Annotated in this window: 24 protein-coding genes; 17 read left to right on the top strand and 7 right to left on the bottom strand. The window is 55.8% G+C overall.

The features are described 5' to 3' along the window. Positions 1-29: 29 nt before the first annotated feature. The 8 genes from ACNA0J_RS02005 (at position 30) to ACNA0J_RS02040 (ending at position 8,567) form a co-directional block, all read left to right on the top strand. Positions 30-1,064, top strand: a complete 1,035-nt coding sequence (locus tag ACNA0J_RS02005) for a TRAP transporter substrate-binding protein (protein ID WP_415815866.1) — start codon at positions 30-32, stop codon at positions 1,062-1,064. 23 nt (positions 1,065-1,087) lie between these two features. After that, positions 1,088-1,699 (top strand): TRAP transporter small permease subunit, encoded by a 612-nt coding sequence (locus tag ACNA0J_RS02010; RefSeq protein WP_415815868.1) that lies wholly within the window; start codon positions 1,088-1,090, stop codon positions 1,697-1,699. Positions 1,700-1,708: 9 nt separating this feature from the next. Next, positions 1,709-2,998, top strand: a complete 1,290-nt coding sequence (locus ACNA0J_RS02015) for a TRAP transporter large permease (RefSeq protein ID WP_415815870.1) — start codon at positions 1,709-1,711, stop codon at positions 2,996-2,998. 140 nt (positions 2,999-3,138) lie between these two features. Then, positions 3,139-4,320 carry an MFS transporter gene (locus ACNA0J_RS02020; protein ID WP_415815872.1) on the top strand — a complete coding sequence of 394 codons (1,182 nt, stop codon included), beginning with the start codon at positions 3,139-3,141 and terminating at the stop codon, positions 4,318-4,320. A gap of 249 nt (positions 4,321-4,569) precedes the next feature. Beyond that, a complete protein-coding gene (locus ACNA0J_RS02025) occupies positions 4,570-5,421 on the top strand; it encodes a GntR family transcriptional regulator (RefSeq protein ID WP_415815874.1) in 852 nt (283 codons plus the stop codon). A gap of 62 nt (positions 5,422-5,483) precedes the next feature. Further along, complete coding sequence (locus ACNA0J_RS02030) at positions 5,484-6,458, top strand: Bug family tripartite tricarboxylate transporter substrate binding protein (RefSeq protein WP_415815876.1); 975 nt, start codon at positions 5,484-5,486, stop codon at positions 6,456-6,458. Positions 6,459-6,472: 14 nt separating this feature from the next. Next, complete coding sequence (locus tag ACNA0J_RS02035; protein ID WP_415815878.1) at positions 6,473-7,609, top strand: TauD/TfdA family dioxygenase; 1,137 nt, start codon at positions 6,473-6,475, stop codon at positions 7,607-7,609. A 91-nt stretch (positions 7,610-7,700) separates the two neighbouring features. Further along, a complete protein-coding gene (locus ACNA0J_RS02040; RefSeq protein ID WP_415815879.1) occupies positions 7,701-8,567 on the top strand; it encodes an isocitrate lyase/PEP mutase family protein in 867 nt (288 codons plus the stop codon). A 27-nt stretch (positions 8,568-8,594) separates the two neighbouring features. Here the strand turns inward: ACNA0J_RS02040 and ACNA0J_RS02045 are convergent, their stop codons facing one another. Both ACNA0J_RS02045 and ACNA0J_RS02050 read right to left on the bottom strand, forming a co-directional pair. Then, positions 8,595-9,470 carry an isocitrate lyase/PEP mutase family protein gene (locus tag ACNA0J_RS02045; RefSeq protein ID WP_415815881.1) on the bottom strand — a complete coding sequence of 292 codons (876 nt, stop codon included), beginning with the start codon at positions 9,468-9,470 and terminating at the stop codon, positions 8,595-8,597. A gap of 38 nt (positions 9,471-9,508) precedes the next feature. Further along, positions 9,509-10,513: a Bug family tripartite tricarboxylate transporter substrate binding protein gene (locus ACNA0J_RS02050; protein ID WP_415815883.1), complete on the bottom strand. Its 1,005-nt coding sequence runs from the start codon at positions 10,511-10,513 to the stop codon at positions 9,509-9,511. A gap of 167 nt (positions 10,514-10,680) precedes the next feature. On the opposite strand from ACNA0J_RS02050, the gene ACNA0J_RS02055 reads away from it, so the two are divergent. From ACNA0J_RS02055 to ACNA0J_RS02070, 4 genes are read left to right on the top strand one after another with little or no spacing between them, the layout of a single operon-like run. Then, positions 10,681-11,388, top strand: coding sequence for a GntR family transcriptional regulator (locus ACNA0J_RS02055; protein ID WP_415815885.1), 708 nt, complete (start codon positions 10,681-10,683; stop codon positions 11,386-11,388). 57 nt (positions 11,389-11,445) lie between these two features. Continuing rightward, complete coding sequence (gene leuC, locus ACNA0J_RS02060; protein ID WP_415815887.1) at positions 11,446-12,861, top strand: 3-isopropylmalate dehydratase large subunit; 1,416 nt, start codon at positions 11,446-11,448, stop codon at positions 12,859-12,861. Then, entirely contained in the window at positions 12,858-13,472 is a 615-nt protein-coding gene (gene leuD, locus ACNA0J_RS02065; protein ID WP_415815889.1) for a 3-isopropylmalate dehydratase small subunit, read from the top strand. The genes leuC and leuD overlap by 4 nt, the downstream gene beginning before the upstream one ends. Before the next feature lie 49 nt (positions 13,473-13,521). Then, a complete protein-coding gene (locus ACNA0J_RS02070) occupies positions 13,522-14,679 on the top strand; it encodes an iron-containing alcohol dehydrogenase (RefSeq protein WP_415815891.1) in 1,158 nt (385 codons plus the stop codon). A gap of 92 nt (positions 14,680-14,771) precedes the next feature. Here ACNA0J_RS02070 and ACNA0J_RS02075 read toward each other — a convergent pair whose 3' ends face one another. Further along, positions 14,772-15,281 (bottom strand): flavin reductase family protein, encoded by a 510-nt coding sequence (locus ACNA0J_RS02075; RefSeq protein WP_415815893.1) that lies wholly within the window; start codon positions 15,279-15,281, stop codon positions 14,772-14,774. A 159-nt stretch (positions 15,282-15,440) separates the two neighbouring features. After that, positions 15,441-16,409, bottom strand: coding sequence for a LysR family transcriptional regulator (locus tag ACNA0J_RS02080; RefSeq protein WP_415815895.1), 969 nt, complete (start codon positions 16,407-16,409; stop codon positions 15,441-15,443). Between the two features lie 157 nt (positions 16,410-16,566). Between ACNA0J_RS02080 and ACNA0J_RS02085 the strand changes: the two genes are divergently transcribed. The 3 genes from ACNA0J_RS02085 to ACNA0J_RS02095 are packed head-to-tail and all read left to right on the top strand — an operon-like array spanning position 16,567 to position 19,720. Further along, positions 16,567-17,928: an acyclic terpene utilization AtuA family protein gene (locus ACNA0J_RS02085; RefSeq protein ID WP_415815897.1), complete on the top strand. Its 1,362-nt coding sequence runs from the start codon at positions 16,567-16,569 to the stop codon at positions 17,926-17,928. Between the two features lie 3 nt (positions 17,929-17,931). Beyond that, on the top strand, positions 17,932-18,276 hold the full coding sequence (locus ACNA0J_RS02090) for a DUF4387 domain-containing protein (RefSeq protein WP_415815899.1): 345 nt from the start codon (positions 17,932-17,934) through the stop codon (positions 18,274-18,276). 34 nt (positions 18,277-18,310) lie between these two features. After that, the gene (locus ACNA0J_RS02095; RefSeq protein WP_415815901.1) at positions 18,311-19,720 is read left to right on the top strand and encodes an LLM class flavin-dependent oxidoreductase; all 1,410 of its coding nucleotides are present in this window, start codon (positions 18,311-18,313) and stop codon (positions 19,718-19,720) included. A gap of 22 nt (positions 19,721-19,742) precedes the next feature. Here the strand turns inward: ACNA0J_RS02095 and ACNA0J_RS02100 are convergent, their stop codons facing one another. From ACNA0J_RS02100 to ACNA0J_RS02110, 3 genes are all read right to left on the bottom strand, one after another. After that, positions 19,743-21,083, bottom strand: a complete 1,341-nt coding sequence (locus ACNA0J_RS02100; protein WP_415815903.1) for a type II toxin-antitoxin system HipA family toxin — start codon at positions 21,081-21,083, stop codon at positions 19,743-19,745. Between the two features lie 2 nt (positions 21,084-21,085). After that, on the bottom strand, positions 21,086-21,328 hold the full coding sequence (locus ACNA0J_RS02105) for a helix-turn-helix domain-containing protein (protein WP_415815905.1): 243 nt from the start codon (positions 21,326-21,328) through the stop codon (positions 21,086-21,088). Between the two features lie 232 nt (positions 21,329-21,560). Next, positions 21,561-22,646: a tartrate dehydrogenase gene (locus ACNA0J_RS02110; protein ID WP_415815907.1), complete on the bottom strand. Its 1,086-nt coding sequence runs from the start codon at positions 22,644-22,646 to the stop codon at positions 21,561-21,563. Between the two features lie 98 nt (positions 22,647-22,744). Between ACNA0J_RS02110 and ACNA0J_RS02115 the strand changes: the two genes are divergently transcribed. Together ACNA0J_RS02115 and ACNA0J_RS02120 are read left to right on the top strand one after the other, a co-directional pair. Continuing rightward, positions 22,745-23,656 carry a LysR substrate-binding domain-containing protein gene (locus tag ACNA0J_RS02115; RefSeq protein ID WP_415815909.1) on the top strand — a complete coding sequence of 304 codons (912 nt, stop codon included), beginning with the start codon at positions 22,745-22,747 and terminating at the stop codon, positions 23,654-23,656. Positions 23,657-23,960: 304 nt separating this feature from the next. Continuing rightward, complete coding sequence (locus ACNA0J_RS02120) at positions 23,961-24,947, top strand: ketopantoate reductase family protein (RefSeq protein ID WP_415815911.1); 987 nt, start codon at positions 23,961-23,963, stop codon at positions 24,945-24,947. Positions 24,948-25,097 lie beyond the last annotated feature (150 nt).

Genomic DNA, 25,097 nt, shown 5'->3' on the forward strand with positions numbered 1-25,097 from the left:
TTGGCGTACGCAACCAACAAGGGGAAAACATGAAACGGATATTCATGGCGGCGCTGATGGCGGCCATGGCGACTGCTGCTGTCTCGGCGGACCTGCCCGCGACGCATTTCAGGGTCATCGGCGGTGGCAGCCACAACTACACGTATTCAGCGGTGGAAAAGCCATTCTGGGAAAAGACCTTGCCCGAGGCTTCGCAGGGGCAAGTTACCGCGGAGCTGGCGGGCCTCTCCGAGAGTGGGCTGAAGGGACCCGAGATCATTCGCCTGATGCGTGCGAACGCGTTGGACATCGGCATGGGTGTGTTCGCCTTTGTGAGCGGTGACGATGCCATGTTCGAGGGCGTCGACCTGCCGGGCATGGCGCCTGATATCGCCACGGCGCGCAAGATGGTACAAGCCTATCGTCCCGTGCTCGAGCAGCGTATGCGAGAGCGTCATGGCGTGCATCTGTTAGCGACGGTGCCCTATACCGCACAGGTGTTTTTCTGCCGTGAGCCTGTGAAGAGCCTCGCAGATCTCAAGGGACGCAAAGTGCGCACCCGAGGCAGCAACATGGCCGACTTTGTCAGTGCATTGGGTGCCGCGCCTGTGATGATCGCGTTTGCCGAGGTGATTCCCGCGCTGCAGACTGGCGTCGTGGATTGTGCCGTCACGGGCATCGGTTCCGGCAACGCGGCCAAGTGGTATGACGTTGCCAAGTATCTCTACAACCTGCCTATCGATTGGTCCATCGGTTTCTACGCTATCGGCGAAAAACGCTGGCAGCAGTTGGATCCGGCAGTACGGCAGCTGTTACAGGATCAAGCCTCGATACTCGAAAATCGGCTGTGGGAACAGACTGCACTGGAAAACGATTACGCGATGGCGTGCAACACCGGCCAGGGCGAATGCCGCATACATTCACCCGCCGATATGCAGGCGAGCAGTCCCGTGGGGCCGGAGCGTGAGGCACTGCGCGTAGTCGCCTCTCAGGTGGCGGGTCAATGGGGTAAACGCTGTGGGCCAGATTGTGCAAAGGCTTGGAGCGACTCAGTAGGACACGCTTTGGGCGTCACGTTGCCTTGATGTCCGTCAAACAGGGAAATTCCATGTCATCTTCATCTCATGCTTCGGTGCGCTTGCTAGAGCGCATCGCCCGCGGCGGTGCCTGGATCAGCGGGCTGGGTCTGTTGGGCGTTTCGTGGTTGATAGTCGTCGATTTGATTGCGCGCAAACTATTGGGCGTATCGCTGGGCGGTGCTGACGAGATCGCCGGCTATGTGCTGGCTGTGGCGAGCGCCTGGGCCTTTCCGATTACGCTGCTGCGGCGCTCTCATATACGGGTCGACGTGCTCTACACCCATCTGTCATCCAAGGCACGTGTGGCGCTCGATTTTTTCGCGTTGGCTTGCTTGAGCGTGTTCGTCGGCGTGTTGACGTTTCACGCGTGGACGGTGCTGTCCGATTCGATCAGCTTTCACTCCGTTTCCAATACGCCATTACGGATCCCTCAGTGGATTCCGCAATCTTTATGGTTCGCCGGCTATGCCTTTTTCTCGCTGACGGTAGTGGTGTTGGGCGCTTGCGCGTTGGCACGTGTCGTGTCTGGGCGTTGGCAAGACGTCAATGGGCTGATTGGTATTCATTCGCTGGACGAGGAAATCGAAGCCGAAATGAAGTCATCCGATCTGCACGTTACTCCCTCACAACCCCAACGCTAAGAACCTGCCATGTTGACTGTGACGATTTCGATGTTGTTAGGCCTGCTGGCGCTGAGCGTGACTGCTGCGGCTACGGTCGCGTTGCTGGGCCTGACATTGGCCGAGGCCTACTCCCCGCTGTCGCTCGCCAATGCCATGGGCGAATTGGCGTGGGGCACCAGTTCCGAGTTTCTACTGGTCGCCATTCCCCTCTACGTACTGATGGGAGAGCTTTTGGTCAGCTCCGGCGTCGCCGGACGGATGTATGGTGCTGTCACGAAATGGGTCTCGTGGCTGCCTGGGGGATTGATGAACGCCAATATTGGTGCATCCGCTTTGTTTTCAGCGACCAGTGGATCCAGTGTTGCGACGGCGGCGACCATTTCGACATTAGCCTTGCCGGAGCAGCGCAAGGCGGGCTACAACGCGCCGCTTTTTCTCGGGTCGATCGCGGCCGGTGGGACGTTGGGAATTCTGATACCGCCATCGATCAATATGATCGTGTATGCGCTAATCGCTAATGTCTCGGTACCGAAACTCTATCTGGCCGCCACGTTGCCCGGTATTGTGTTGGTGATCCTGTTCATTGCGCTGATCGTCGGCCTATGCCTGTGGCGTCCCGGCTTGGCCGGCAGACGGCTATCGATCAGCTGGGCAGAGCGGATTGCCGCATTGCCTCATTTGTTGCCGCCGCTTGCGATCTTTGCGTTGGTGATCGGCGTCATCTACGGCGGTGTCGCGACCGCCAGTGAATCCGCAGCACTGGGCGTGGTCGCCGCGACATTGTTGTGCTGGGCCAAAGGCGCCATGAGCTGGGAAATGCTGAGCCGCGCGTTTGAGGCCACATTGCGCACCACTGGCATGATCATCTTGATTACGTTGGCTGCCTTCTTTCTGAATTTCGTTCTGTCCTCTATCGGCCTCACCACGCTCCTGGTGGATCAGGTGACAGGGCTGGATCTGCCGCCGCTGGGCATGATGTTGGCGATCATCGCGTTCTATATCTTGCTGGGCTGCTTCATGGATACCCTGGCGATGTTGGTGACGACTGCGCCGCTGACCGTTCCTATTGTGGTTGCGCTGGGCTATGACCCTATCTGGTTCGGCGTCATGTTGATTGTGTTGTGCGAAATGGGCCAATTGACTCCCCCCTTTGGCATGAACCTGTTCGTGGTTCACAGTGTGCGCGGCGAGGGGAAGTTCATGGACGTGGTAGTGGGAGTGCTACCCTTTCTGCTGATGTTGCTGGCGATGATTGCGCTGCTGCTGGCTATTCCCGAGCTCGCGATGTGGTTGCCATCGGTGGTATCCGGCAAATGAGGACCGGGCCGGTCGATAGACCGGCCTTTTTCTTTAAATGGCCGACGCGTTTTAAAATCACTCCTGGTAATATGCATAGATTGAAAATGCATATTGTGTAATGCCCAGGCCATCTCCTGGGCATCGCTACCTCCAGACCCATGAATCGCAACCTCTGGCTGTTATCCATCCTGCAGGGCTTGTTCCTGACCAATAACGTCACGTTCATGGCCATCAACGGCCTGGTGGGATTTTCCTTGGCGCCCTACGGATGGTTGGCGACCTTACCCGTGATGGGATACGTCGTCGGGGGTGCGATCTGTACCGGCCCGGTGGCGTGGACGCAGCGGCGCTTCGGGCGCAAGACCAGTTTCGTGTTGGGATTGGTTGTGGCGGCAGGGTCCGCGTTGCTGTGTGCTTTTGCCGCCTATATCCAGAGTTTCTGGCTGTTGTGCACCGCTACGATGATCGCGGGTTATTACTCCGCCAATGGGCAGCTATATCGTTTCGCATCTGCCGAGTTCGCAGCGCCAGAGGCGCGCGAGAAAGCCGTGTCGATGGTGATGGCCGGTGGTTTGCTGGGGGCCGTCTTGGGACCTAATCTGGCCTCGTATTCAAAAGCCTGGCTTGCGACCCCGTTCATGGGGGCGTATCTCGCTTTGGTGGTGGTGGCGTTGGTCGCGATGGTGCTGCTGTTCTGCATGGATTTTCCCGAGGCGCCCAAACGCGCGTCGGTATCCGGCGGGCGCCCTATGTCGGTGATCGCGCGGCAACCCGCATTTCTCGTTGCAGCCGGGGCGGGTGCATTGAGCTATGGCGTCATGAACCTGCTGATGGCGGCGACCCCATTAGCCATGCAACATCATGGTATGCCGTTTGACGATGCAGCATTCGTGCTGGAATGGCACGTCATCGGGATGTTTGCGCCCGGCTTTTTCACGGGATATCTGATCAAACGATTCGGCGCGCTGTCTGTGATGGCCTGCGGCGGTTTGCTGAATCTGTTGTGTATTGCCGTTGCGCTGTCGGGCACGGATCTGCATCATTTCACGGCATCGCTGTTCATGCTTGGCGTCGGATGGAATTTCCTGTTCACTGGCAGCACGACCTTGTCCCTGTCAACCTACACTGCCGAAGAAAAAGACAGAGCGCAAGGCACGATGAATTTCTGCGTATTTGCGGTGATGGCCTTGAGTTCGTTGACGTCGGGAATGTTGGTCACCACGCAGGGGTGGACGATATTGAACGTTGGATCTCTCGTGCCCATGCTCGCGATTTTGGTTGGGTTGGCATGGTTGGGATATCGCCATAAAAAAGAGCCTAGAGAGGTAGCCGTAGGGTGAGCGAGGATGCGATGACCGATTTCGCTGCTACACGTCGTCCTCAGCAGGTCGGTCAACTCATTCGCTTCTGGCCCTCACCGAGCGGTTGGATGTTCCTCTGCGTGAGCGTAATCGAAAGGCGCGATTTTGCTGATCGACGGCGTGCCGACAGATTATTCGGCGACGACGCTGGTCGAGAAATGGCAAACAACGCTTGACGAGGGCAATTGGTGGCATTTAGTATATGTTCGAACAAATGGACAAATACGCATGGCCACCGAAAAAATAGACAAGGGGACAAAGCCATCCAGGTCTCCAGCGAGGGGTAAACCAGCACGCAATGCGACGAACACCGTCGATGCGTTTGCGGAGTTACAGGAGTTGCCTGCGCCACGTCATCAGAACCTGACGCGGACGCTTGCTGCTGAAATTCGCAACGGCGTTTATCCCGTCGGTAGCAAGTTACCCCGCGAGTTGGATCTGTGCACGCAGTTTGGCGCGAGCCGGCATACAGTACGCATTGCGCTTGATCGATTGACCCGTGCTGGTTTGATCAAGCGCACACCGCGCTTGGGGACCGTCGTTATCGCCACTGTCGTGCAACGGGAGTTTCAACTGGCGGTGAGTCAGATCTCGGATTTGATGCAGCATGGCGCACAGACCCGAATGAAGGTCCTGACTCGCCAGATCGAAACAGTGGATGCCGATGCGGAACCGGCATTGATGCCCTACGAAGGCCAACAATGGTTATTCGTGACGGGGCTGCGCTACGAACATAATCAGACGGTGCCTATCTCCTGGCACGAGGTATGGGTGCACCCCGATTATCGTTCGGTCGAAGGTGTGCAGGGGTTCATTACCCGTTCAATATTTCGCTTGGTCGAGCAACAATTCAATGTCTCTGTCGCGCGTGTGCGCCAGACCATACGGTCCGCCACGTTGCCTCAGGACGTTGCACGCAATCTGCAGGTGGACTCGAGCACGGCATGTCTGTGGGTGCGCCGCGAATACTACGACGCACATGACCGCATGATTGAGTTATCGCTCAGTGTCCATCCTGGCCATCTTTTCTCGTACGAGATGACGTTAGAAAGGAATACATCGGGTCCCAGAACGGACTGATCTTTTTGGAGTCGGGGCGCCTCCTGCTCACATTCATAAATAACGCGCCCGAGGAGACAAGCATGACCATGCATCGAGTCGCCTGTATTGTTGCGGGCGGGGCAGCACTCGCCCTGAGCACTTGTAACGCCCTCGCGCAATATGATTATCCCAACCAGCCTATTCGACTGATTGTTCCCTATTCGGCAGGTGGCGGGACAGATACCGTCGCCCGGAAATGGGGGGAACGAATAAGCCAACGGCTGGGGCAAAACGTGATTGTCGAGAATCGTCCCGGTGCCAATGGGATCATTGGTACGCGTGTGGTCGCAACGGCGAAGCCCGATGGCTACACCCTGGTCTTGGTCGTCAACAGCCATCTGATTAATCCTCTAGTGCAAAAGGACATGCCGTACGACACGTTCAAGGATTTCGTCGGTGTCACAATGGTTGCCCGCTCGCCTCTCGCTTTTCTGGTGAGTTCGACGTTGCCGTTCAAAACGATGAACGAGTTTATGGACGCGTCACGCAAACCGAACGCACGATATTCGTATGGCAGCTCCGAAAATATGACGCGTCTAGTCGGAAACATGCTCGACTATTACGGAAAACTCAATATAGTCAGCGTCTCGTATAAAGGTGGGGCGCCGTTGATGACGGATGTCGCGGGTGGCATCGCGACGATAGGCACAACCAGCATTCTGACATCAAAGGCGTTCGTAGACGGCGGGCGAGCTCGTCCCCTCGCTATTACCGGATCGAAGCGTACGCCAGTGTGGCCCGATGTACCGACGATGAAAGAACTCGGAATGCCAGAGTTCAATGAGGTCTATACGTCATACAGTCTTTTTGCTCCTGCAGGAACGCCCAAACCGATACTGGAAAAACTGCAGCACGAAACAAAGGCAGTGGTATTCGATTCGTCCATGCGCTCGGTTCTCGCCGAGCAGGCTGCCGAGCCGGTCGCAGATACCGTGGATGAATTCAATGCTGCGAATGAGCGCGCCTTCAAATTCTGGAAATCGCTCGCCGACGCTATCGATCTCAAACCCATCTGAAAGGAGTGTGCATCATGATTGAGGCTATTACTCAACCCCGTGGTTGGAACCGCACTGATCTGGAGCAGGATTCTTCATGGATCTATCGGCTGACGTCGGATGATATTGCTCAGTTGCGCGGTGCGTTGAGTCATGCACTGGCAAGCGGCCGATCAAAGATGGAAATGTCGCGCGACGATTTTCCCATCAATGAAGCATTGAGGCGGAAATTAAAAGACCTCATCGCCAGCACGCAGACCGAGCATGGATTCAAACTGATGCGTGGCTTTCCTGTCGGGGACTATTCCGAAGAAGAGCTTCGGATATTTTATTGGGGGCTCGGATTGCAATTAGGCGTCCCACGCCCTCAAGGAAAGGCGAGTGCATTCATGTCTGATGTGCGAGATGCGGGGGGAACCTATAGAGCAAAGACAGGGCGCGGCTATAACACGAGCTCGCGGTTGGATTTTCACGCCGATGGTTCCGATATGGTCGGATTGCTGGTAGTGCGTGTGGCTAAATCAGGAGGTGAGAGCATGATTTCGAGCTCGATTCGTGCTCACAATGAAATGCTGGCCATGAGACCGGATTTGGTCCATGTGCTCTACCAACCCTTTGTTTTCAGCCGTCAGGGCGAACATGCGCCAGAGGAGCCTCCTTACTACGAGGCGCCAATATTCGGGATGCAAGACGGACACTTTGTTTGCCGCCACATTCGGAATCACATTAATTCCGCACAGTTATCATTTCCCGAAGTTCCGCGACTCACACCCTTGCAGATCGAGGCGCTGGATATGCTCGATGCGACGCTGGCGCGTCCTGACCTTTGCTTTAGCATGAACTTTGAGCCTGGCGATCTGCAGTTCATTAATAACCACATCGTCTTGCACGCTCGCACTGAGTATGAGGATGAACAGGAGCCCGAGCGCAAGCGGTTTCTTTTACGGCTTTGGCTGGCGCTTCCGGAGGGGCAACCATTGCCAGAAGGGCTGCGTGCGGCCTACAAGGACGTGGCCCCGAAATCGGTGAGGGGAGGATTTCGCGGAGTGAACGTTACGCCGGAAGTGCAGGCGTTCGAGCAGCGTATCGCCAGCGAGCATGGTATGAGGTTCGACATCTATCGCGATCGCCAGAGATATGCGGAAGGGTCCATTCATCAGACCTCAGCATGATCGACGGAGATGGCAGAAAGGATGCTGTGTCCTCGCATGGACAGTGAATGGCGCGAATATATGTTGAGAACCTGATAAAGGGATTACGTTCATGAATCCAGGTAAAGAGTTTCGTAAACGCTTGGAGGCAGGGCCCATCGCTTGCTTGGGCGCGTATGACGCCTTGACGTCGCGTCTCGTGCAACAGACAGGTGCTCGCGCCATGTATATCAGCGGCTATGCGGCGGCGGCAGCGGCACTGGGGTATCCTGATCTGGGGCTGGTGAGCCAGACGGAAATGGCCGAGCATATCCGTCGCATCTGCCGGGTGACGGATCTGCCGGTTATCGCAGATGCAGATACCGGATACGGCGGCATTCTTAGCGTGCAACGCACGATTGAACTCTGGGAGGCTGCCGGCGCGGCCGGCTTGCATGTAGAAGATCAGGGATTTCCGAAGAAATGCGGCCACATTGCCGGAAAGACGGTGATTCCCGTCGAGGAAATGACGCAGAAAATCAAGGCCGCCATTGCTGCGAAAGAAAATTCGGATTTCTACATCATTGCTCGTACCGATGCCATTGCCGTCACAGGCTTGTCGGATGCGATCGAGCGATGCAAACGTTTTGCCGATGCAGGGGCAGACGCATTGTTTGTCGATGCGCCAGAATCCATCGATCAAATCCAGAAAATTGGCGAGGCGCTAAAAGGCTGCGGCAGACCTCTAGTGTTCAACTCTGCCCGCACAGGGAAAAGTCCCTTTCTGTCGGAAAAGGCGTTGCAGGAACTGGGGTTCACCATCGTGCTTTACCCGATCGAGGCGATGACCGCCGCTCATCACGCTGTCAAAGAGATTTTCGAAGTCATCGTGCGTGAAGGCCGCACGGACACCATCGCCGATCGGATCTCGTCATTTAGCGAGATCAACGAGTTAGTACAGTTGCCGCAGTATGTACGGCACGAAAGTTCCTTTGGATAGTGTTGCTGCGGACCGGTTGCATGTTGTTCAAGAGGTCTGGTCGCGTGCCCAGCTCCGTTCGAAATCCCAGACTTCTTCAAAGCCTATCAGTTTGCAGAACTCTCCAAAGTCGAACATGTCGATGTCGGGTGTCTGGCTCAGTCCGTCATTTTTGAGTATGCGCAACGCTTTTTCCATGGCTGCAGCGGCCACGAGACTCGTCATCGCGGGATAGATGGCTAGCGCATATCCGATTTCCTGGAGTGTTTTCGCTGGCAGGATAGGGGTCTTGCCGCCATCTGCCATATTGGCCAGCATGGGCACGTCAAATGCATCGCAAGCGCGGCGCATTTCATCTTCTGATTGGGGGGCTTCAAAGAACAGAATGTCGGCGCCTGCTCGGGCATATGCCTCCATGCGTCGCATCGCTTCGTCGACGCCCAGCGATGCTCGGGCGTCTGTGCGAGCAATGACGAGGAAGTTCTCTTTGTCCTCCCTTGCCTCGACAGCAACTTTGATCTTGTCGACCATGTCCTCTATGGGTACACATCGCTTGTAGGGGGTATGGCCGCACTTCTTTGGAAACTCCTGGTCTTCGAGTTGAATGGCAGTCACCCCCGCGGCTTCGTAGCCGCGCACAGTGTGATGCACATTAAGCAAGCCACCGTAACCGGTATCGGCATCGGCGATCAGTGCCGAGCTAGTGGTTTGCGTCACGGTACGCATGCGATCAACCATTTGGGTGTAGGTGGCGATGCCGGCATCGGGCAAGCCCAGAGAGGATGCGGTCAACCAATAGCCAGAGCCATAGACGACATCGAACCCGACTTTGCGGGTCATGAGTGCGGCGATCATGTCTTGTACACCAGGGACGATCAGGAATTCGCCCGCATCGAGTTTCTTACGCAGAATGGGATTGGCCATAGGAACGGTTTTTGGTGAGTTAATTGGGAGACAGTGCTTCAATCGAGTTTCAAATTGGCAGTTTGCGCGATTTTTTTGTTTTTCTGCAGATCGTTTTCAATCTGTTTATAGAAGTCTTCGGGAGTTCCGGGCGTTGTGACCACTCCGAGATTGATTAGCCGCGCCTTGGTATCGCTGTCGTTGAGAACGGCCTGTAGCTCCGTATTTAGACGCGCGATAATCGTTTGAGGCGTACCGGCAGGAGCCATCAAACCGACCCAGGAATTGAAAACGTAGTCTTTTACGCCTTGTTCGTCGAGCGTGGGTACGTCAGGCAGCGAAGGGGCTCGTTCTAGCGACGTCATGGCGATGGCTCGCACCTGATTGCCTTGCAAGAATGGCAGGGCGCCTGCGACCGAGGAAATGGTCATGGGCAGAACTCCCCCAGCGACATCGACAACGGCCGCGCTGCCTCCCTTGTACGGAACCGCTTGCAACGGAATGCCTGTGCGCTGGCTCAACATGGTGCCCGCCAAATGAGGAGTGCTGCCATTGCCCGCAGTGCCATAGAACAGCCCTTCTTTGCTTTGTTTGGCTTGCGCCATCAACTCACTGAAATTGTGTATCGGCAGTTTGGGGTTGACCAGGACGACGAGTAAAGCGTCTCCGATCTTGCCGATGGAAGCGAAGTCTTTCAGCGTGTCGAACGGGACCTTGGTGTAGACATTGGGATTGATCACCAACGTCCCGTCATATCCCAGCAATAGGGTGTAGCCGTCGGGAGTGGCACGAGCTACCTCGGCGGTGCCGATATTGCCCCCTGCGCCGGGGCGGTTTTCTACAATGACTGTCTTCCCCAAGCGTTGACCCAGTCTCTCGGCGACGATCCGAGCGGCGGCATCGGTGACCCCCCCGCTGACAAAGGGAACGATGAGACGAATGGGTTGTGTGGGATAGTTGTCTGCCGCGTTGGACGTGCTCCAACTACCTAGCGTCATGGCCAATGATGCGGCAGCTGCCAGCAAGGTGCGTCGGAACGGGGAGGGTGTGGCGATCTTGTACATGGGCTGTCTCTACAGGATGTGATTTTGTCTGTTACACGATGCGGTTGAAGCACGTGCATTATTTATTTTCCGTCAAAAATGTCTGACACTTTTATGTGACTTTAGTGTATGATTTTTATCGGGTCAAATAGAATTACGCCATCTATAGGATTAATTTGGTCGTATTTATGAACTTGGCAGATAACCGCGCGAATGCCGCCGTGGACGAGTCCACAGGCCGCTCCGGCGAAACCGTAGAGCGCGTGGCAAATGATCTGAAGATGGGCATCCTCGAGGGCCGCTACGCACCGGGCCAGCGCTTGATCTCGCGCGACATTGTTGAGCAGTTAGGCGTCAGCCGCAGCTCGCTGCGCGAGGCGTTTCGCCGGTTGGAGGCGGATGGTCTGGTTCATCTGATTCCGAATAGGGGCGCGGTCGTGCGCCGCTTGTCGCCGGACGAAATACGGCACATGTATCAGATTAGAGAAGCCCTTGAGGGCTATGCGGCGCAGTTGGCGGCGCAACGAATCGACGAGGGGGCGAACCGCCAGCGCTTGATCGATGTCGTGGCGCGCGGCCGCAAGCATCGAGAAAGGCCAGTATTTCAGCAGTTCGCCATCGACAACCAGGATTTTCACCGAGAGATTGTCCGTATTACCGGCAATCCGTTGCTCGCTGATCTGATTGAAAAGCATCACCAATCCGTATTCATCAGCCAACTGCGGCAGGTCATCAGTGAAGAGGAAGTGATCTATCAGGCACTCGACGAGCATGAGGTCATCGCCGACGCAATTTTGGCGGGTGACGCCGACGCGGCATATGCCGCCATGAAAAAGCACTTGTGGCGTTCTGCAGATCAATTGCTGGAACGTTTGAATAATTCGTTAGACCGCTGATCAGGGCGTCGTCCTCGGGCTTCGTACTGCGGCGTTGCATACCCAAAGGGATGACGCATGAGCAAAGGAACTATGTTCGACAAAATCTGGGATGCGCATGTGGTAACCCAGATTTCGGAGGACGTCGCGTTACTGCACATTGACCGGCATTTGGTACACGAGTTGACCACCGTGGAAGCCATACGCGTTCTGGAAGGGCGTAGCCTGAGTCCAAGAAATCCCGGGCTGACGTTTGCCACGTTGGATCATGTCATAGGAACCGAGCCAGGCCGTGTCGAAAACGGCCCGCCCAGCGCTCGTCATATGATGCAGGGGCTGCGTGAGCAAACGGCTCGGCTGGGCATGCCTATGTTGGACATTACCGATGGCCGGCAAGGTATCGTGCATGTGGTCGGGCCGGAACAAGGGCTGAGCCTGCCGGGTACGACTATTGTTTGTGGTGACAGTCATACCTGCACTCACGGCGCATTCGGCGCACTGGCCTGGGGGATCGGTTCGTCAGAACAAGTGCACGTGTTGGCGACGCAGACCATCAGGCAGCGCCGCCCACAGACGATGCGGATTTCGATAACAGGACAACCGTGTAGCGACACGACGGCAAAGGACGTCATTTTGCACGTGATCGGTGTGCTGGGAACTTCCGTTGCGACCGGATACGCAGTCGAGTTTGCAGGTGAATGTGTACGTGCCTTTGATATGGAGGCGCGTATGACATTGTGCAATCTCGCTATTGAAATGGGAGCTCGCGTGGGGATGGTGGCTCCAGATGAGGTGACTTACGCCTATCTGTCAGGCCGCCCGTATGCGCCTCAGGGACAGAATTTCGACAAGGCTGTGCAGTACTGGACCACCTTGCCGTCGGACTTAGACGCTGTATTTGACCGAGAGCTTAGTGTCGATGTGGAGGGTCTCGAGCCCATCATTACCTGGGGGACCAGTCCAGAGCACGCGATGGCTATTACGGGAGTGATTCCAGATCCGGAAAATACAAGTGACGCTGCGAAACGGCAGGGTATGCGTTCCGCGTTGGAGTATATGCGTCTGAACCCGGGCCAATCGTTAGCAGGTACGCCCGTTGACCACGTATTTATTGGGTCTTGCGCCAACAGCCGTATCTCGGATCTACGAGCCGCTGCCCACGTCGTGCGCGGCAAGAAAGTGGCTGCCAGTGTCGAGGCGTGGGTGGTGCCGGGCTCTCTGCCCGTCAAATTCCAGGCCGAGCGAGAGGGCCTGGACGAGATCTTTCGTGAGGCGGGTTTCCAGTGGCGTGAACCCGGATGCTCGATGTGCGTAGGAGCAAATGGCGACATGGTGTCTGCGGGCCGGCGCTGCGTATCGACATCAAATCGAAATTTTGTCGGGCGGCAGGGGCCCGGGGCGCTGACGCATCTGGCTAGTCCGGCAACGGCCGCAGCTTGCGCCATCGCGGGCTGCATCACCAGTTCATCATCGTTGCTGGAGAGCGCAGCATGAGACGCTTTGTGACGTTTGATAGTGTGGCGGCCGTGATTGATCGCGACAATGTTGATACGGACATGATCATTCGTATCGAGCGTATGACAACGCTAAAGCGAGGACAGTTTGCGCCATGGGCGTTCGAGATGTTGCGCTATCAGCCGGACGGTCGGGAGAATGAGGCCTTTGTCTTGAACCAGGAGCCATTTCGACGGGCAAAAATCCTCGTCTCTGGAGAAAATTTCGGCTGCGGAAGCTCGCGAGAGATGGCGGTGTGGGCGCTGGATGATTTTGGCGTTCGTTGTATCGTTGCGCAAAGCTACGGCGATATTTTTTATAACAACTGTCTGCAAAATGGACTGTTACCTATTCGGCTATCCGCGAGCCAGATAGAAAAAATAGTACCGCTGGCCAGGCAGGGGCAAACCTTACATGTCGATTTGGGCGACAGTGCGATACGCGTCGGCAATCATCTCGAGATTCCATTTGTTGTTCCTGCGCACCAACGTGAAGCCTTGTTGAACGGCTGGGATGACATTGATCAAAGCCTGGTGCTCAGCGAAGACATTTCCGCATTTCAGCAGCGAGACCGACTGGTTCGCCCCTGGATCTACGACATCGCGCAATAGGGGAGCGTACGATGCTCGTACGAGATGAGCGGCACACAGTGGAGTAGATATGAATGGTTTTGAGTTTTCGACGGTCCCTCATTTGATCGTTGAACGGGGGGCTGCTCGCCATTTGGGCGAGCGGCTGCGCGGCCGGTATGCAGCGAGTCGTTTGTGCCTGATCACCGATCAGTTTCTGCATGCTAGCGGTCTGCTTGATTCTGCCTTGGCGGATTTGCATGCTCATGGATGGAATGTCACGGTCATTGACGATGTGGTGGCAGATCCACCTGATGATGTTGTATTAAAGGCCGCCGAGCGTGCTCGAGATTTCGGGGCGGAGGTCGTGTTGGGGTTAGGGGGCGGATCGTCCATGGATGTCGCCAAGCTTATTGCTGTGCTTTGCGGGTCGGCGCAACCTTTAGGCGAAATGTATGGCATTGGCAAGGTCACGGGACCTCGCCTGCCACTGATCCTGATACCGACAACGGCTGGCACGGGATCTGAGGTGACGGCGATTTCTATTGTGACTACCGGCGAAACCACCAAGAGCGGTGTCGTGTCGCCATTGTTGACGGCCGATCTGGCGATCCTCGACGCTGACCTGACATTGGGCCTGCCTTCAGCAGCCACTGCAGCGACGGGTATTGACGCCATGGTCCATGCGATCGAGGCGTACACCTCGGCGCGGCTGAAGAATCCTTTGTCCGATATGCTGGCCAAGCAGGCTATGACGCTACTGTCGAGAAATATTCTGCAGGCCTGTCGTGAGGGGACGGACATAAATGCCCGCGAAGCGATGTTGCTTGGTGCAACGTTAGCGGGACAGGCATTCTCCAATGCTCCTGTCGCCGCGGTTCATGCATTGGCCTACCCGTTGGGTGGACATTTTCATGTCCCGCATGGACTATCCAATGCCCTGGTATTACCTCATGTGCTGCGCTTTAATCTTCCGTGCGCGCAGCCGTTATACGCGGAACTTGCCAGGACGCTGCCCGCAGAAAATTGTCCCGCGGACCAAGCGGGCGCCGCGGAGTATTTTATTGATCAGATACAAGCTCTGGTTATAGAAACCGCGATTCCGCGTACGCTACGCGAGGTTGGGGTTCGCGAAGGCGATATTGCGCTTTTGGCTCAGGAGGCAATGCAGCAGCAGCGCTTGCTGGTCAACAACCCGCGTACCGTGACGCAGGCTGACGCTTTGGCGATCTATCTGGCAGCGTTCTGAGAGTTTTCTTGTTTCCATGGGGGCGATTCAGTGTGCTGCTGCCATGGCATACTCAGTCGCCCGGCGAGGAGGAGCCGGGCGATTCAGGGGTATTAGCTTGAAAACGCCAATTCCTCTCTCTCGATTTTCCGAAAGCCTCTATTGAAGTAGAGCAGCGGCGTCGCGTCACACCGCTCGATATCGTCTACCCGACCTATAAGCACTGTATGGTCTCCGGCCTCGTGGCAATCCTGTGCCACGCAATGCAACGACGCCAATGAGCCTGGCAGAACAGGGGGGTGGGGCTTGCTCTTCGTGCCGAATCTGAAGGCATGCTGTCCGAATTTGTCGGCATTTTTTCGTGAAAATTGCAGTGCGATCTCTTGCTGTTCTTCTGAAAGAATATTGATTACGTATCGTTTGGCGCGTACAAACGCGGCGTGTGACTCTGCGGTCTTGGCGAGGCAGACGAGGACTAACGGCGGATCCATGGATACGGATGAAAATGAGCTCGCGGTGAATCCCCAATGACGACCTTCGTGGTCAGTGGTCGACACAATGGTGACTCCGCTCGGGAATGCGCTGAGCGCATCCCGGAACGTCTTGATATCGTGCAGGGCCATGCTGTTTATTCCTTGATTCGTCTCGGTTGCGAATAGTCGACTGCCGTCGTGCAGGTTCAGGCTTTAAGTCTATTTATCCGTCGATACGAGAACAATTTCGATATTGCAATGAATCTATCAAGGAAACCGATAGATGGCCTGCGATGGCACCATGTGGCGCTATGGCGCATTGACCACGATGGATTCGAAGTTATCTTGCAGAAACTTGATAAAACTATCGACTGCCGGCGTCGGCTCGACATTACGGTTGCGCAAAATGCCGAAGCTTCGAGTCAGGTGGATGTCCTCGATTTCTAACGTACATCGAGTATCGATCGCATAGCGCTGTGCCATCGAGCGTGGCAAGACGGTTGCGCCTAACCCTGCATCGACTAGGCCTAGCAGCGTACTGAGATTGATGACCTCGCGAGTCGGCTGCATGGCAAGGTTGCGCTGCCGCAGTTCGCTGGCCAGCTTATCGCGCAGCATTGAATAGCGACTCAACATGACCAGGGGGACTTCGGCCAACTGCGATAGCGACACCTTCCCTGCGTGAGCCAGCGGGTGTCCCTGGGGCACGATCAAGAGGATGTCTTCCTCGGACAAGGGTTCGAAATGCAGTTTCTTCGAGTCGTTGTCGAAGGCGACGACGGCAAAATCCACATCTGCACTCTCCACTTTTTGGATGACATCTTCGTACTGTAGGTCTCGCAGGTGAATCTCTATATCCGGATAGCGCACCCCGAAATCATGAATCAGGGTGGGCAGCATCATGGCCGAGATCATAGGCGTCGAGGCAATGGTGACGCGTAGGCGAGCAGCCTGGGCGTCAGCCTGGAACTCCTGAAGCAAGTCTCGCAGTCCACGCAACGTGATCTCTGCCCGCTCTTGCAGACGCTTCCCTTCGTTTGTCGGTTCGACATGGCGCGTAGTACGAACGAGAAGTTTTGTTTTTAATAGAGATTCAAGTCGCTGCACACGGCTGGTGACCGACGGCTGGGAAATGTGCAGACGGCGCGCGGCCAGGCTAAAGCTGCCGAGCTCGACGACGACCAAAAAGGTCTCCAGCTCGACCAGATCGAATCGCATGGTCATGGATGCAGGGGCGGCAGCCGTTGCTGTCTTTCCCTCAGTATCTGGCGCAGCCATTTTCTTGGTCCCACTCCTGCTTTTATTAGGAATGCCTATTAGTCTATCTCATAAAGAAAATAGTCTTTGATCCCTGGTGTCCGGATAATTCTCACAACGAAACGCAACGACTATATCGCTCGCGAACACTTGCCGAGACGAGTAACGGAGACTTGATTTGAAAGACGAGATTAGGATTCTTACGCCAAATGGCATTCTCGGATATGGCATTCCCGAAGCCGATTTTTGGCGCGGGATCGATAGGAATCCCGACGCGATGATCGTCGACGGAGGATCGACGGACCCCGGGCCATATTTACTGGGCTTGCCAAAAACCATCGTGTCTCGGGACGCATATAAACGCGATCTGTCCCTGATGCTGGATGCCTGCGCAAATCGAAAAATCCCCGTTTACATCAGTTCGGCAGGAGGGGCCGGCATTCGTGAGCAGGTGGATTTGCTCGTCAGCCTCATTCAGGAGATCGCGGTTGACAAAGGCTATCACTTCAAAATCGCCAAGATCTATTCGGATATAGCCCCGGGCGTCGTGCGCCAGGCATGGGCAGATGGCAAGATATCGCCCTGCGCCTCTGCACCTGTACTGCAAGAAGACGACATCGACATGGCTTCGAACATCGTGGCTCAGATGGGAGCCGAGCCGTTTGTCAACGTGCTGCGCGAACATCCCGATGTAGATGTCATTGTGGCTGGCCGATCTTATGATCCAGCACCCTTTGCCGCGCTTTGCATGATGCACGGCATCGAGCCTGGCATTTATTGGCATATGGGGAAAATCGTCGAATGTGGGGCCAACTGTGCAGAACCAAAAGGAAAGGTGATTCTGGCTACAGTACGACGCGACAGCTTTGACCTGGAACCCATGAGTCCGAAGGAGCGTTGCACGCCCGCTTCCGTAGCCGCTCATACACTTTATGAAAAAGCGCGCCCGGACCTCCTGGTTGGACCGGGCGGCACTATAGATTTGCGCGAGGCAAGCTACGAGCAGATCAATGATAGAGCGGTGCGGGTGCGAGGGAGCCGCTTCATCGAGTCGGCAGACTATACGGTGAAGTTGGAAGGGGCGGGCATTGTCGGTATGCGCACGATTTTTATCGGCGGAATACGGGATCCCATACTGATCGGTCAAATCGACGATTATCTCAGTCGTATCAAGGCTGACGCCTGCAAAACATATCCAGAAATCCGCTCAGGCGCTGCCCAGATCATCTTTCATGTCTATGGCATGAACGGGGTGATGGGTGAATTCGAACCCATGGCCGACGCTCTGCCGCATGAAATCGGATTGTTGGGCGAGGTGACGGCTCCCACGCAAGAGTTGGCCAACACGATATGCAGCAGCGTTCGAATCGACGTGCTGCATACCGCCTACGACGGTCAGCTGGCGACCGCCGGGAATTTCGCAATTCCTCTGAACCCTCCCGAAAATCCTATCGGTCCTGTATGTAAGTACACGGTATATCACTTGATGAAAATTGACTCGACGGACACCTTGTTTCCTTTCGAGATCGTGGAGATTTGAACCATGAGCATGGAAAAAAACGGGGTGCGTACGAAGACCTTGCGTCAACTTGCGAAAGTCGTTCGCAGCAAGAACTCGGGCCCGTTCGAGATTACCTTTGACGTAATTTTCGATAGTGATGAGGTTTATGAAAAGGTGAAGTCGAGCGGTGTTTTGACGGAGGCGCTTATTTGCCGGCTATACAGCGTGACGAGCGATGACATTGTTACGTTGATGTTCTTCGACCCTGCACGCGCTTTCAAGTTGACATTGAAGCGAGCCTGGGAGCAAGGCACGGTAGGCGAAAGGGATACCTTCGGCGCGCAACAGCATGCGCCCCTTTTGACCGTAGAGATTCCCGATTTCTGAACATTGAAAAGTACGATCAGTAAGGAGACGAAGTATGTCCATTACCAGTTCTCGTCATATGACGATGATCGGTTTTATGCAGGCCCAGAATTGTTCCACTTATCCTGGGTCGTGGCGGCATAGTGCTGCGATGCAGGATTTCATGACGCCCGAGTATTACCAACGTATCGCGAGGACTTTGGAGGAGGGCAAGTTTCATCTGGCGTTCTTCGATGATCGCCTGGCGATGCCAGATATTTATGGGAACGACCATCGCAAGACGATCGAATATGGTGTGCGCGCCGTCAAGATGGACCCTACAGCCATCATGATGGCCATGGCGATGGCTACCAAGAACCTGGGTTTGGGTGCAACCTATTCCACGACCTATTACGAGCCCTATCACGTCGCGCGCCTGTTCTCGACACTCGACTTGATGACGCATGGCCGTGCCGCATGGAATGTTGTCACGTCTTTGAATGACTCCGAGGCTGCGAACTTCGGTGCCTCTGGTCATCTGCAGCATGATTTGCGATACGACCGCGCCGATGAGTTTCTCGAAACTGTGATGGGCCATTGGGATTCGTGGGATGATGATGCACTGGTGCTTGATAAGCATAGCGGCAAATTTGCCGATCCGGACAAAGTCCGCCGGCTTGATCACAAAGGGCGGTATTTCAGCTCCCGAGGCCCGCTCACGGTACCGAGATCGGAGCAAGGGCATCCCGTACTGATTCAGGCGGGTCAGAGCGGGCGGGGCAAGGCTTTTGCCTCACGCTGGGGAGAATTGGTATTCGTGGTGTATCCCAATCTCGAAGCCGCCAAGAAACAATATGCGGAATTCAAACAGTCTGTCGCATTGGCCGGACGCAATCCAGACCATGTCAAGGTCGCTACGGCGATTTACACGATTGTGGCTGAATCCGATGAGATTGCACAGAAACAGAAAGCGTATATCGATTCTCTCGCGCAGCCGATCGATTCGCTCACGCTGCTCTGCGAAATTTTAAATACCGACTTTTCAAAACGTGACTATGATGAGCCGTTTACCGATGCGGAGATGCAGAGTATTTCCGGCTGGACGGGCTTTCGCGATCGCGTGGTGATGCTGTCAGGCAAGAAGAATCCGTCAGTACGCGATTTCGTCGAGTTTTCCAATCGTGCCCGCATTAAGGAGTTTCCCGTCTTCGCTGGGACTGCCAAAAGCGTGGCGGATCAGCTGGAGCAATGGTTTGTCGAGCGGGGATGCGATGGGTTCGTGGTGTCCCCGACTCACATTCCTGGCAGCTACGAGGACTTTGTGCGCTATGTTGTGCCGGAGCTGCAACGCCGAGATGTATTTCGTAAGACCTATGCAGGCTCGACATTGCGCGAGAATCTCGGCCTGCCGATTCCCCGCGCGGGCGACTGGCGTAATCAAGCCTATGCGGGAGTGAATGAGGAATTGCTCAGAAGACCCGCGTAAGGTGTTGCCCGACTAGCAGGTATCAGCTGGGCATTCTCGCTAAACGTTCCGCCGCCTGCTCCATTCCATCTCGTATTGCTGTAAATACGTCCTCGGGAAATTCGGCTGGCAGATCGTTTGCGGCAGTGTCAAGAATGCCAGGCAATTGATCCAGCACTGCTGTGATCACGTCTTCCATATTGGGACCCCAACCACACAGCGCAGCTGTGTGGTTGAAGTGCCTTCGTTGTATGTCTCGCAATCGGTAATGTGTGTTTTTACCCTTTACTGCCATCGCCAGGCGTAAACGGTTGGCATCTAGTTTGTTCGGCCCTTTTCCTGTCACTGGCCAGGCCGACAGCACATCATAGAGCGGGGTCAAGCGATACCGAGCGCCAGGAAGCAAGAAGATAGAGAAATTCTTGGCGTGTCCGTCAGTCGCCGCCATTAACCAAAAGAGTAATTGTGCTGTCAACAGGACACGCAGATCGTGTTTGCTAGTTTCCGACTGTTGTAGAAGACGAGCGATTTGAATAATCCCAGGGCCTCCGTCAGACTCATATTTTGCATCGGCTGGTGTCCCTGTTGCCTGGCAAAAATCCTCTTGTGGCATTCGTAACCAATAGCCTTGCCCAGACATGTGACGATCAAAGCGCTCGACGATCAAGACTTTCTGGTCTTCGAAATGAGCGATATCGCACCCAGCTACCGGCAAGCCGAACCGTCGCAAGATATTGGCGCACAACCATTCATTTTCCACCGATGTCCGCATGTCCGCCTGGCGATTCCCCACCAAGCCCAAGGGCAGTTTGAATATATGCGTCGTTGGTGTGGCGCCCAATGGCCGGCACCATTGTCCCTGATGCCGGAGTAATGCGGTCTTTTCCTGAGCCCCCGCAATAGAAATCCGAAAATCTTCGTCTGAGTCGTCGTGTTGTCCTATCGCAGTGGGCATAGCCGCTGTCAATCGCAATAAGTTGGCGATTTGCGCATCGTCCAATATTTCTGCTTCGATCGTCTGGACGTTTTCGGGTGTTTGACCTTCGGGCAATAGCTGAACGGCGCCTACGCAATCACGTCCTATTTCTGCCAGTAGGTCAAAAGCTGTTGTGCTCAGGGTGTGAAACCGCTTCTGTATCCGGCGTCGAATGGCGTCGCTGTCGGGCAGCAAATTGTCAAAGTAGTTGCGCACCATCGCACCACGTAGCGGTGCGTTATCGAGTGTGAACGGCATGGATAGCGACAAAGGCCGCCCCTGTGGGGAAGCGATCCAGTGTGGATCGTAGGTCAGCGTGTCATTGCCGTTCGTGGGCAATTGCCATTGCCCCACCCGCAGTCCATTCGCCCAGATGTTCAGACGGCGGGTACTAGATTGGCGTGCCATGACTACCACTCACTCGAACTGGGCGCGGTCTGCGTACGTTCTTGTAGCGTCAGCTCGATTCCCAACACGCCCGTTATGGCCAGCAAGCGATCAACAGTTAATTGGCCGGGTTGACTCTCGAGTTCGGAAAGCCTGTTTTGGCTAATGTTCAATCTCGCCGCAACGTCGGCTTGCGTCAGTCCCAGCGCCTTGCGACGGGCGATGAGTATCATACCGATCTGCTCACTGGTGGAAAGCTTGTGCATGAGAACAAATATCGAGGTTGCCGATATTTCTACTGTATCGGTAATCTCGATATTTGGCAATTATCGGTATTGGCGATAATTTAAAAATATCGACAATATCGATATTTACCAGTGGCGTTTCTTCAGTCAGATGCAGAATTGCACATCAAAAACATAGTTTGATGCGTAATTCTGCATCTTAGACATGCAATAGCGTCGGCTTGAGGCGTAGTGGATTGCACGGCCACTACCGTCAGCCAGCTAAATCACACCCAGCAACATGCTCCGCAATCGCGCGGCCGATGTCTTCGGTCCGCGCGTCGCCGCCCAGGTCCGGCGTACGCGGCCCTGATTTCAAGCAGTCTTCAATCGCACGCAAGATGGCATCGTGGGCGTCGTCACTGCCCAGGAATTGCAGCATCAACGCACCTGACCAGATCATGGCGATGGGGTTGGCGATGCCTTTGCCATAGATGTCTGGCGCGGATCCATGCACGGGTTCGAACAGTGAAGGGAACTTGCGTTCCGGGTTCAGGTTCGCCGACGGTGCGATGCCGATCGTGCCTGCGCAGGCAGGGCCCAAGTCCGACAGGATGTCGCCAAACAGATTCGATGCCACCACCACGTCAAAGCGCTGTGGCTGCAGCACAAAGCGTGCTGCCAGGATATCGATGTGCTGCTTGTCTACCGTGACATCCGGATAGTTCGCCGACATCGCATTGGCGCGGCCATCCCACCAGGGCATGCTGACGGCAATGCCGTTACTCTTCGTGGCGACCGTCAGGTGTTTGCGCTCGCGGCTTTGGGCCAGATCGAATGCATAGCGCAGCACGCGATCCGTACCGTGGCGCGTGAATACCGATTCCTGGATCACAATCTCGCGATCGGTGTCGGGGAACAGGCAGCCGCCCAGATTGGTGTATTCACCCTCGGTGTTTTCGCGCACGATATAGAAATCGATGTCGCCTGCCTTGCGGCCGGCCAAGGGGCAAGGTACGCCATCAAACAAGCGTACATGGCGCAGATTGATGTACTGATCGAACTCGCGCCGGAATTTCAGCAGCGATCCCCACAACGAGACATGATCGGGCACCGTTGCGGGCCAGCCCACCGCGCCAAAGAAAATCGCGTCGAATTCCTGCAACTGTGCTTTCCAGTCTGCCGGCATCATTTCGCCATGCTTTTCGTAGTAGTCGCAGTTGGCCCAGTCGAAATGGACGATCTCTAGCGGCAGGCCGAAACGTTTGGCGGCGGCGTCGACGACGCGCAGGCCTTCGGGCAGGACTTCGTTGCCGATGCCGTCACCGGCAATGGCGGCGATTTTGAATGATTGGGTCATGAGGGCGGGCTCGATAAAGGTAGGGAAGCAGGCCCCATGGTAGAAGGTGCACGAAGTATCTACAATGGGCCATATTGTGAAATTAATATGCACGAATCATGAATAATGATGTTCTGCCCGCTGATCTGCGCGTCTTCTGTGCTGTCGTGCGTTCGTCCAGTTTCTCTGCCGCCGCCGCAGGCCTGGGTATGTCACCGGCCTATGTCACCAAGCGGATCCGGGTGCTGGAGGAGGCGCTGGCAACGTCGCTGTTTCATCGCACCACCCGCCGCGTGGTGACTAGCGAAGCGGGCGAGCGCATCTACCACTGGGCGCAGCGCATTCTGGATGACGTCGACCATTTGATCGAAGAGGTAGGCGTGACCCGCGGCGAGCCCCAGGGTTCGTTGCGAGTGTGCAGCAGTTTCGGGTTCGGGCGGCGCGTGGTCGCGCCTGCGTTATCCGCATTCTCGGCACAGCATCCCTCGGTCCAAGTGCACCTGGAGGCGTTTGACCGATTGATCGATGTCGCGGCAGAGGGCTACGACCTGGACGTCCGTGTGGGCGACGAGATCGCTCCACATCTGATTGCGCGGCCTTTGGCTGACAATCATCGCGTGCTGTGCGCCTCGCCTGCGTACCTGCAAACCCATGGTACGCCCAAAAATCTGGATGACCTGGCCGCACACGATTGTCTCGTGATCAAAGAGCGCGATCATCCCTTTGGGGTGTGGCGGCTACAGCGGGGACGTCGCGAACACACAGTAAAGGTGCACGGCCCCTTGTCGACCAATAATGGCGAAATGGCGGTGAACTGGGCCGTGGACGGGCGCGGCATTATCCTGCGTTCGACCTGGGACGTGAATCCGCTGATCGAGCAAGGGCGTTTGGTGCATGTGCTGCCGCAGTATCGACAACAGGCCAATATCTGGGCAGTGTATCCGTCGCGGCTGAACGCCTCGGCCAAGGTGCGGGTATGCGTGGAGTTTTTGGAGACCTATCTGCGAGAGCAGGGGATATCAGGCCGGTAGCTCTCGGTATTCGTTAAGATACGGCCCGTTCTTTGACGACGCGATTCCTGCTTGACCGATCGGGACAATACCGGACAGAGTCCGACGCCCTGAATGAGCAGGGCGAGATGGCCTCGGCAGTGGTTCAGCAAGCCGGTTGTCCTTATTGGAGTTGCGCTCGATAGACACGGGTGCGTGGATGCGATCTTGATGTCGCATGGTCAATTTAGCAAGCGTCATGCACGCACGGCATATCTACAATGGGATATCGATTTCCCGCGACTGTAGGCGATCCCCGCCATGCGGGCTTCAGCTTGAGGACGACATGAAGATTTGCGTATTCGGCGCAGGTGCGGTCGGCAGCAATGTGGCAGTGCGACTCGCTAGTGCAGGGGTGGGAGAGGTAAGTATCGTGGCGCGGGGCCCGCATTTGGCGGCCATCCGTTCGCATGGTTTGTCCTTGCGCCATATCGATGGAGAGCAATGGCATGCCCATTTTGATCATGCCACTGACGACCCGGCGACGCTGCCGCCCCAGGATATCGTGCTCGTCGCGCTAAAGGCCGCGAGTGTGCCTGCACAGGCTGACGCATTGCGCCAGCTATTGGCGCCTGATGGTGTCGTCGCGTTTCTATCGAATGGCATTCCTTGGTGGTGGAACTATGGTTGGAACAAGGGGGAGGGGGCGCTGCCGTTGCTCGACCCTGATGGTGCACTGTGGAATCGTCTAGGCCCAGAGCGTGCGCTGGGGACGGTGATCTATTCCGCCAACGAGGTCGAGGCGCCCGGGCGGGCGTTGCATCGCGGCGTGAATCGCTATATTTTCGGCGAGCCGGATGGCAGTTTGCCGGGACGGGCGGGCAGGCTTGCCGAACTGTTCAGCAGCGCTGGACTGGGTGGCGAGACCACTGCCGATATCCGCTACGAGATATGGCGCAAGCTGTTGCGTAACGCGGTTGGCAGTCCGTTTTGTGCGTTGACGAGGCTCGCATCGGCCCATTGCTCTCAAATTCCAGGCTTGCCTGACATTCAGCGCGGGTTGGCGTTAGAGGTCGCCAACATTGCACGTACGCTTGGATCCCCGATTACGGATGATCACGCTCTAGGAGCAGTGAGCACGCAATTGGCATCCAATGGCCGACCCTCGATGCTGCAAGACGTGCTGTTGGGCAGACGGATCGAGGCGGATGCACTATTGGGGCAACCACAGCAGTTCGCACGAGAACTGGGCCTTGCGTCCCCATATCTGGACACCGTGGTGGCGCTATTGCGGGGCGTGGATCAGGCGCTCGCACTGGGCGCGCAGAAATAGCCAAAAATACATTACCGTTTGTTCATGATTTGTGCGATGCGATAGGTCGAAGAAACCTGATTCTCCTATGAAATCTAATATTTCATGAGCTGGCTCAGGCCGTAAAAAATCTAACCATTTATTCATAAACCAGCAGACTTTCAAGCCCAC

Source organism: Bordetella tumbae (assembly GCF_965139195.1).
GTDB classification, from domain to species: Bacteria; Pseudomonadota; Gammaproteobacteria; order Burkholderiales; family Burkholderiaceae_B; genus Bordetella_A; species Bordetella_A tumbae.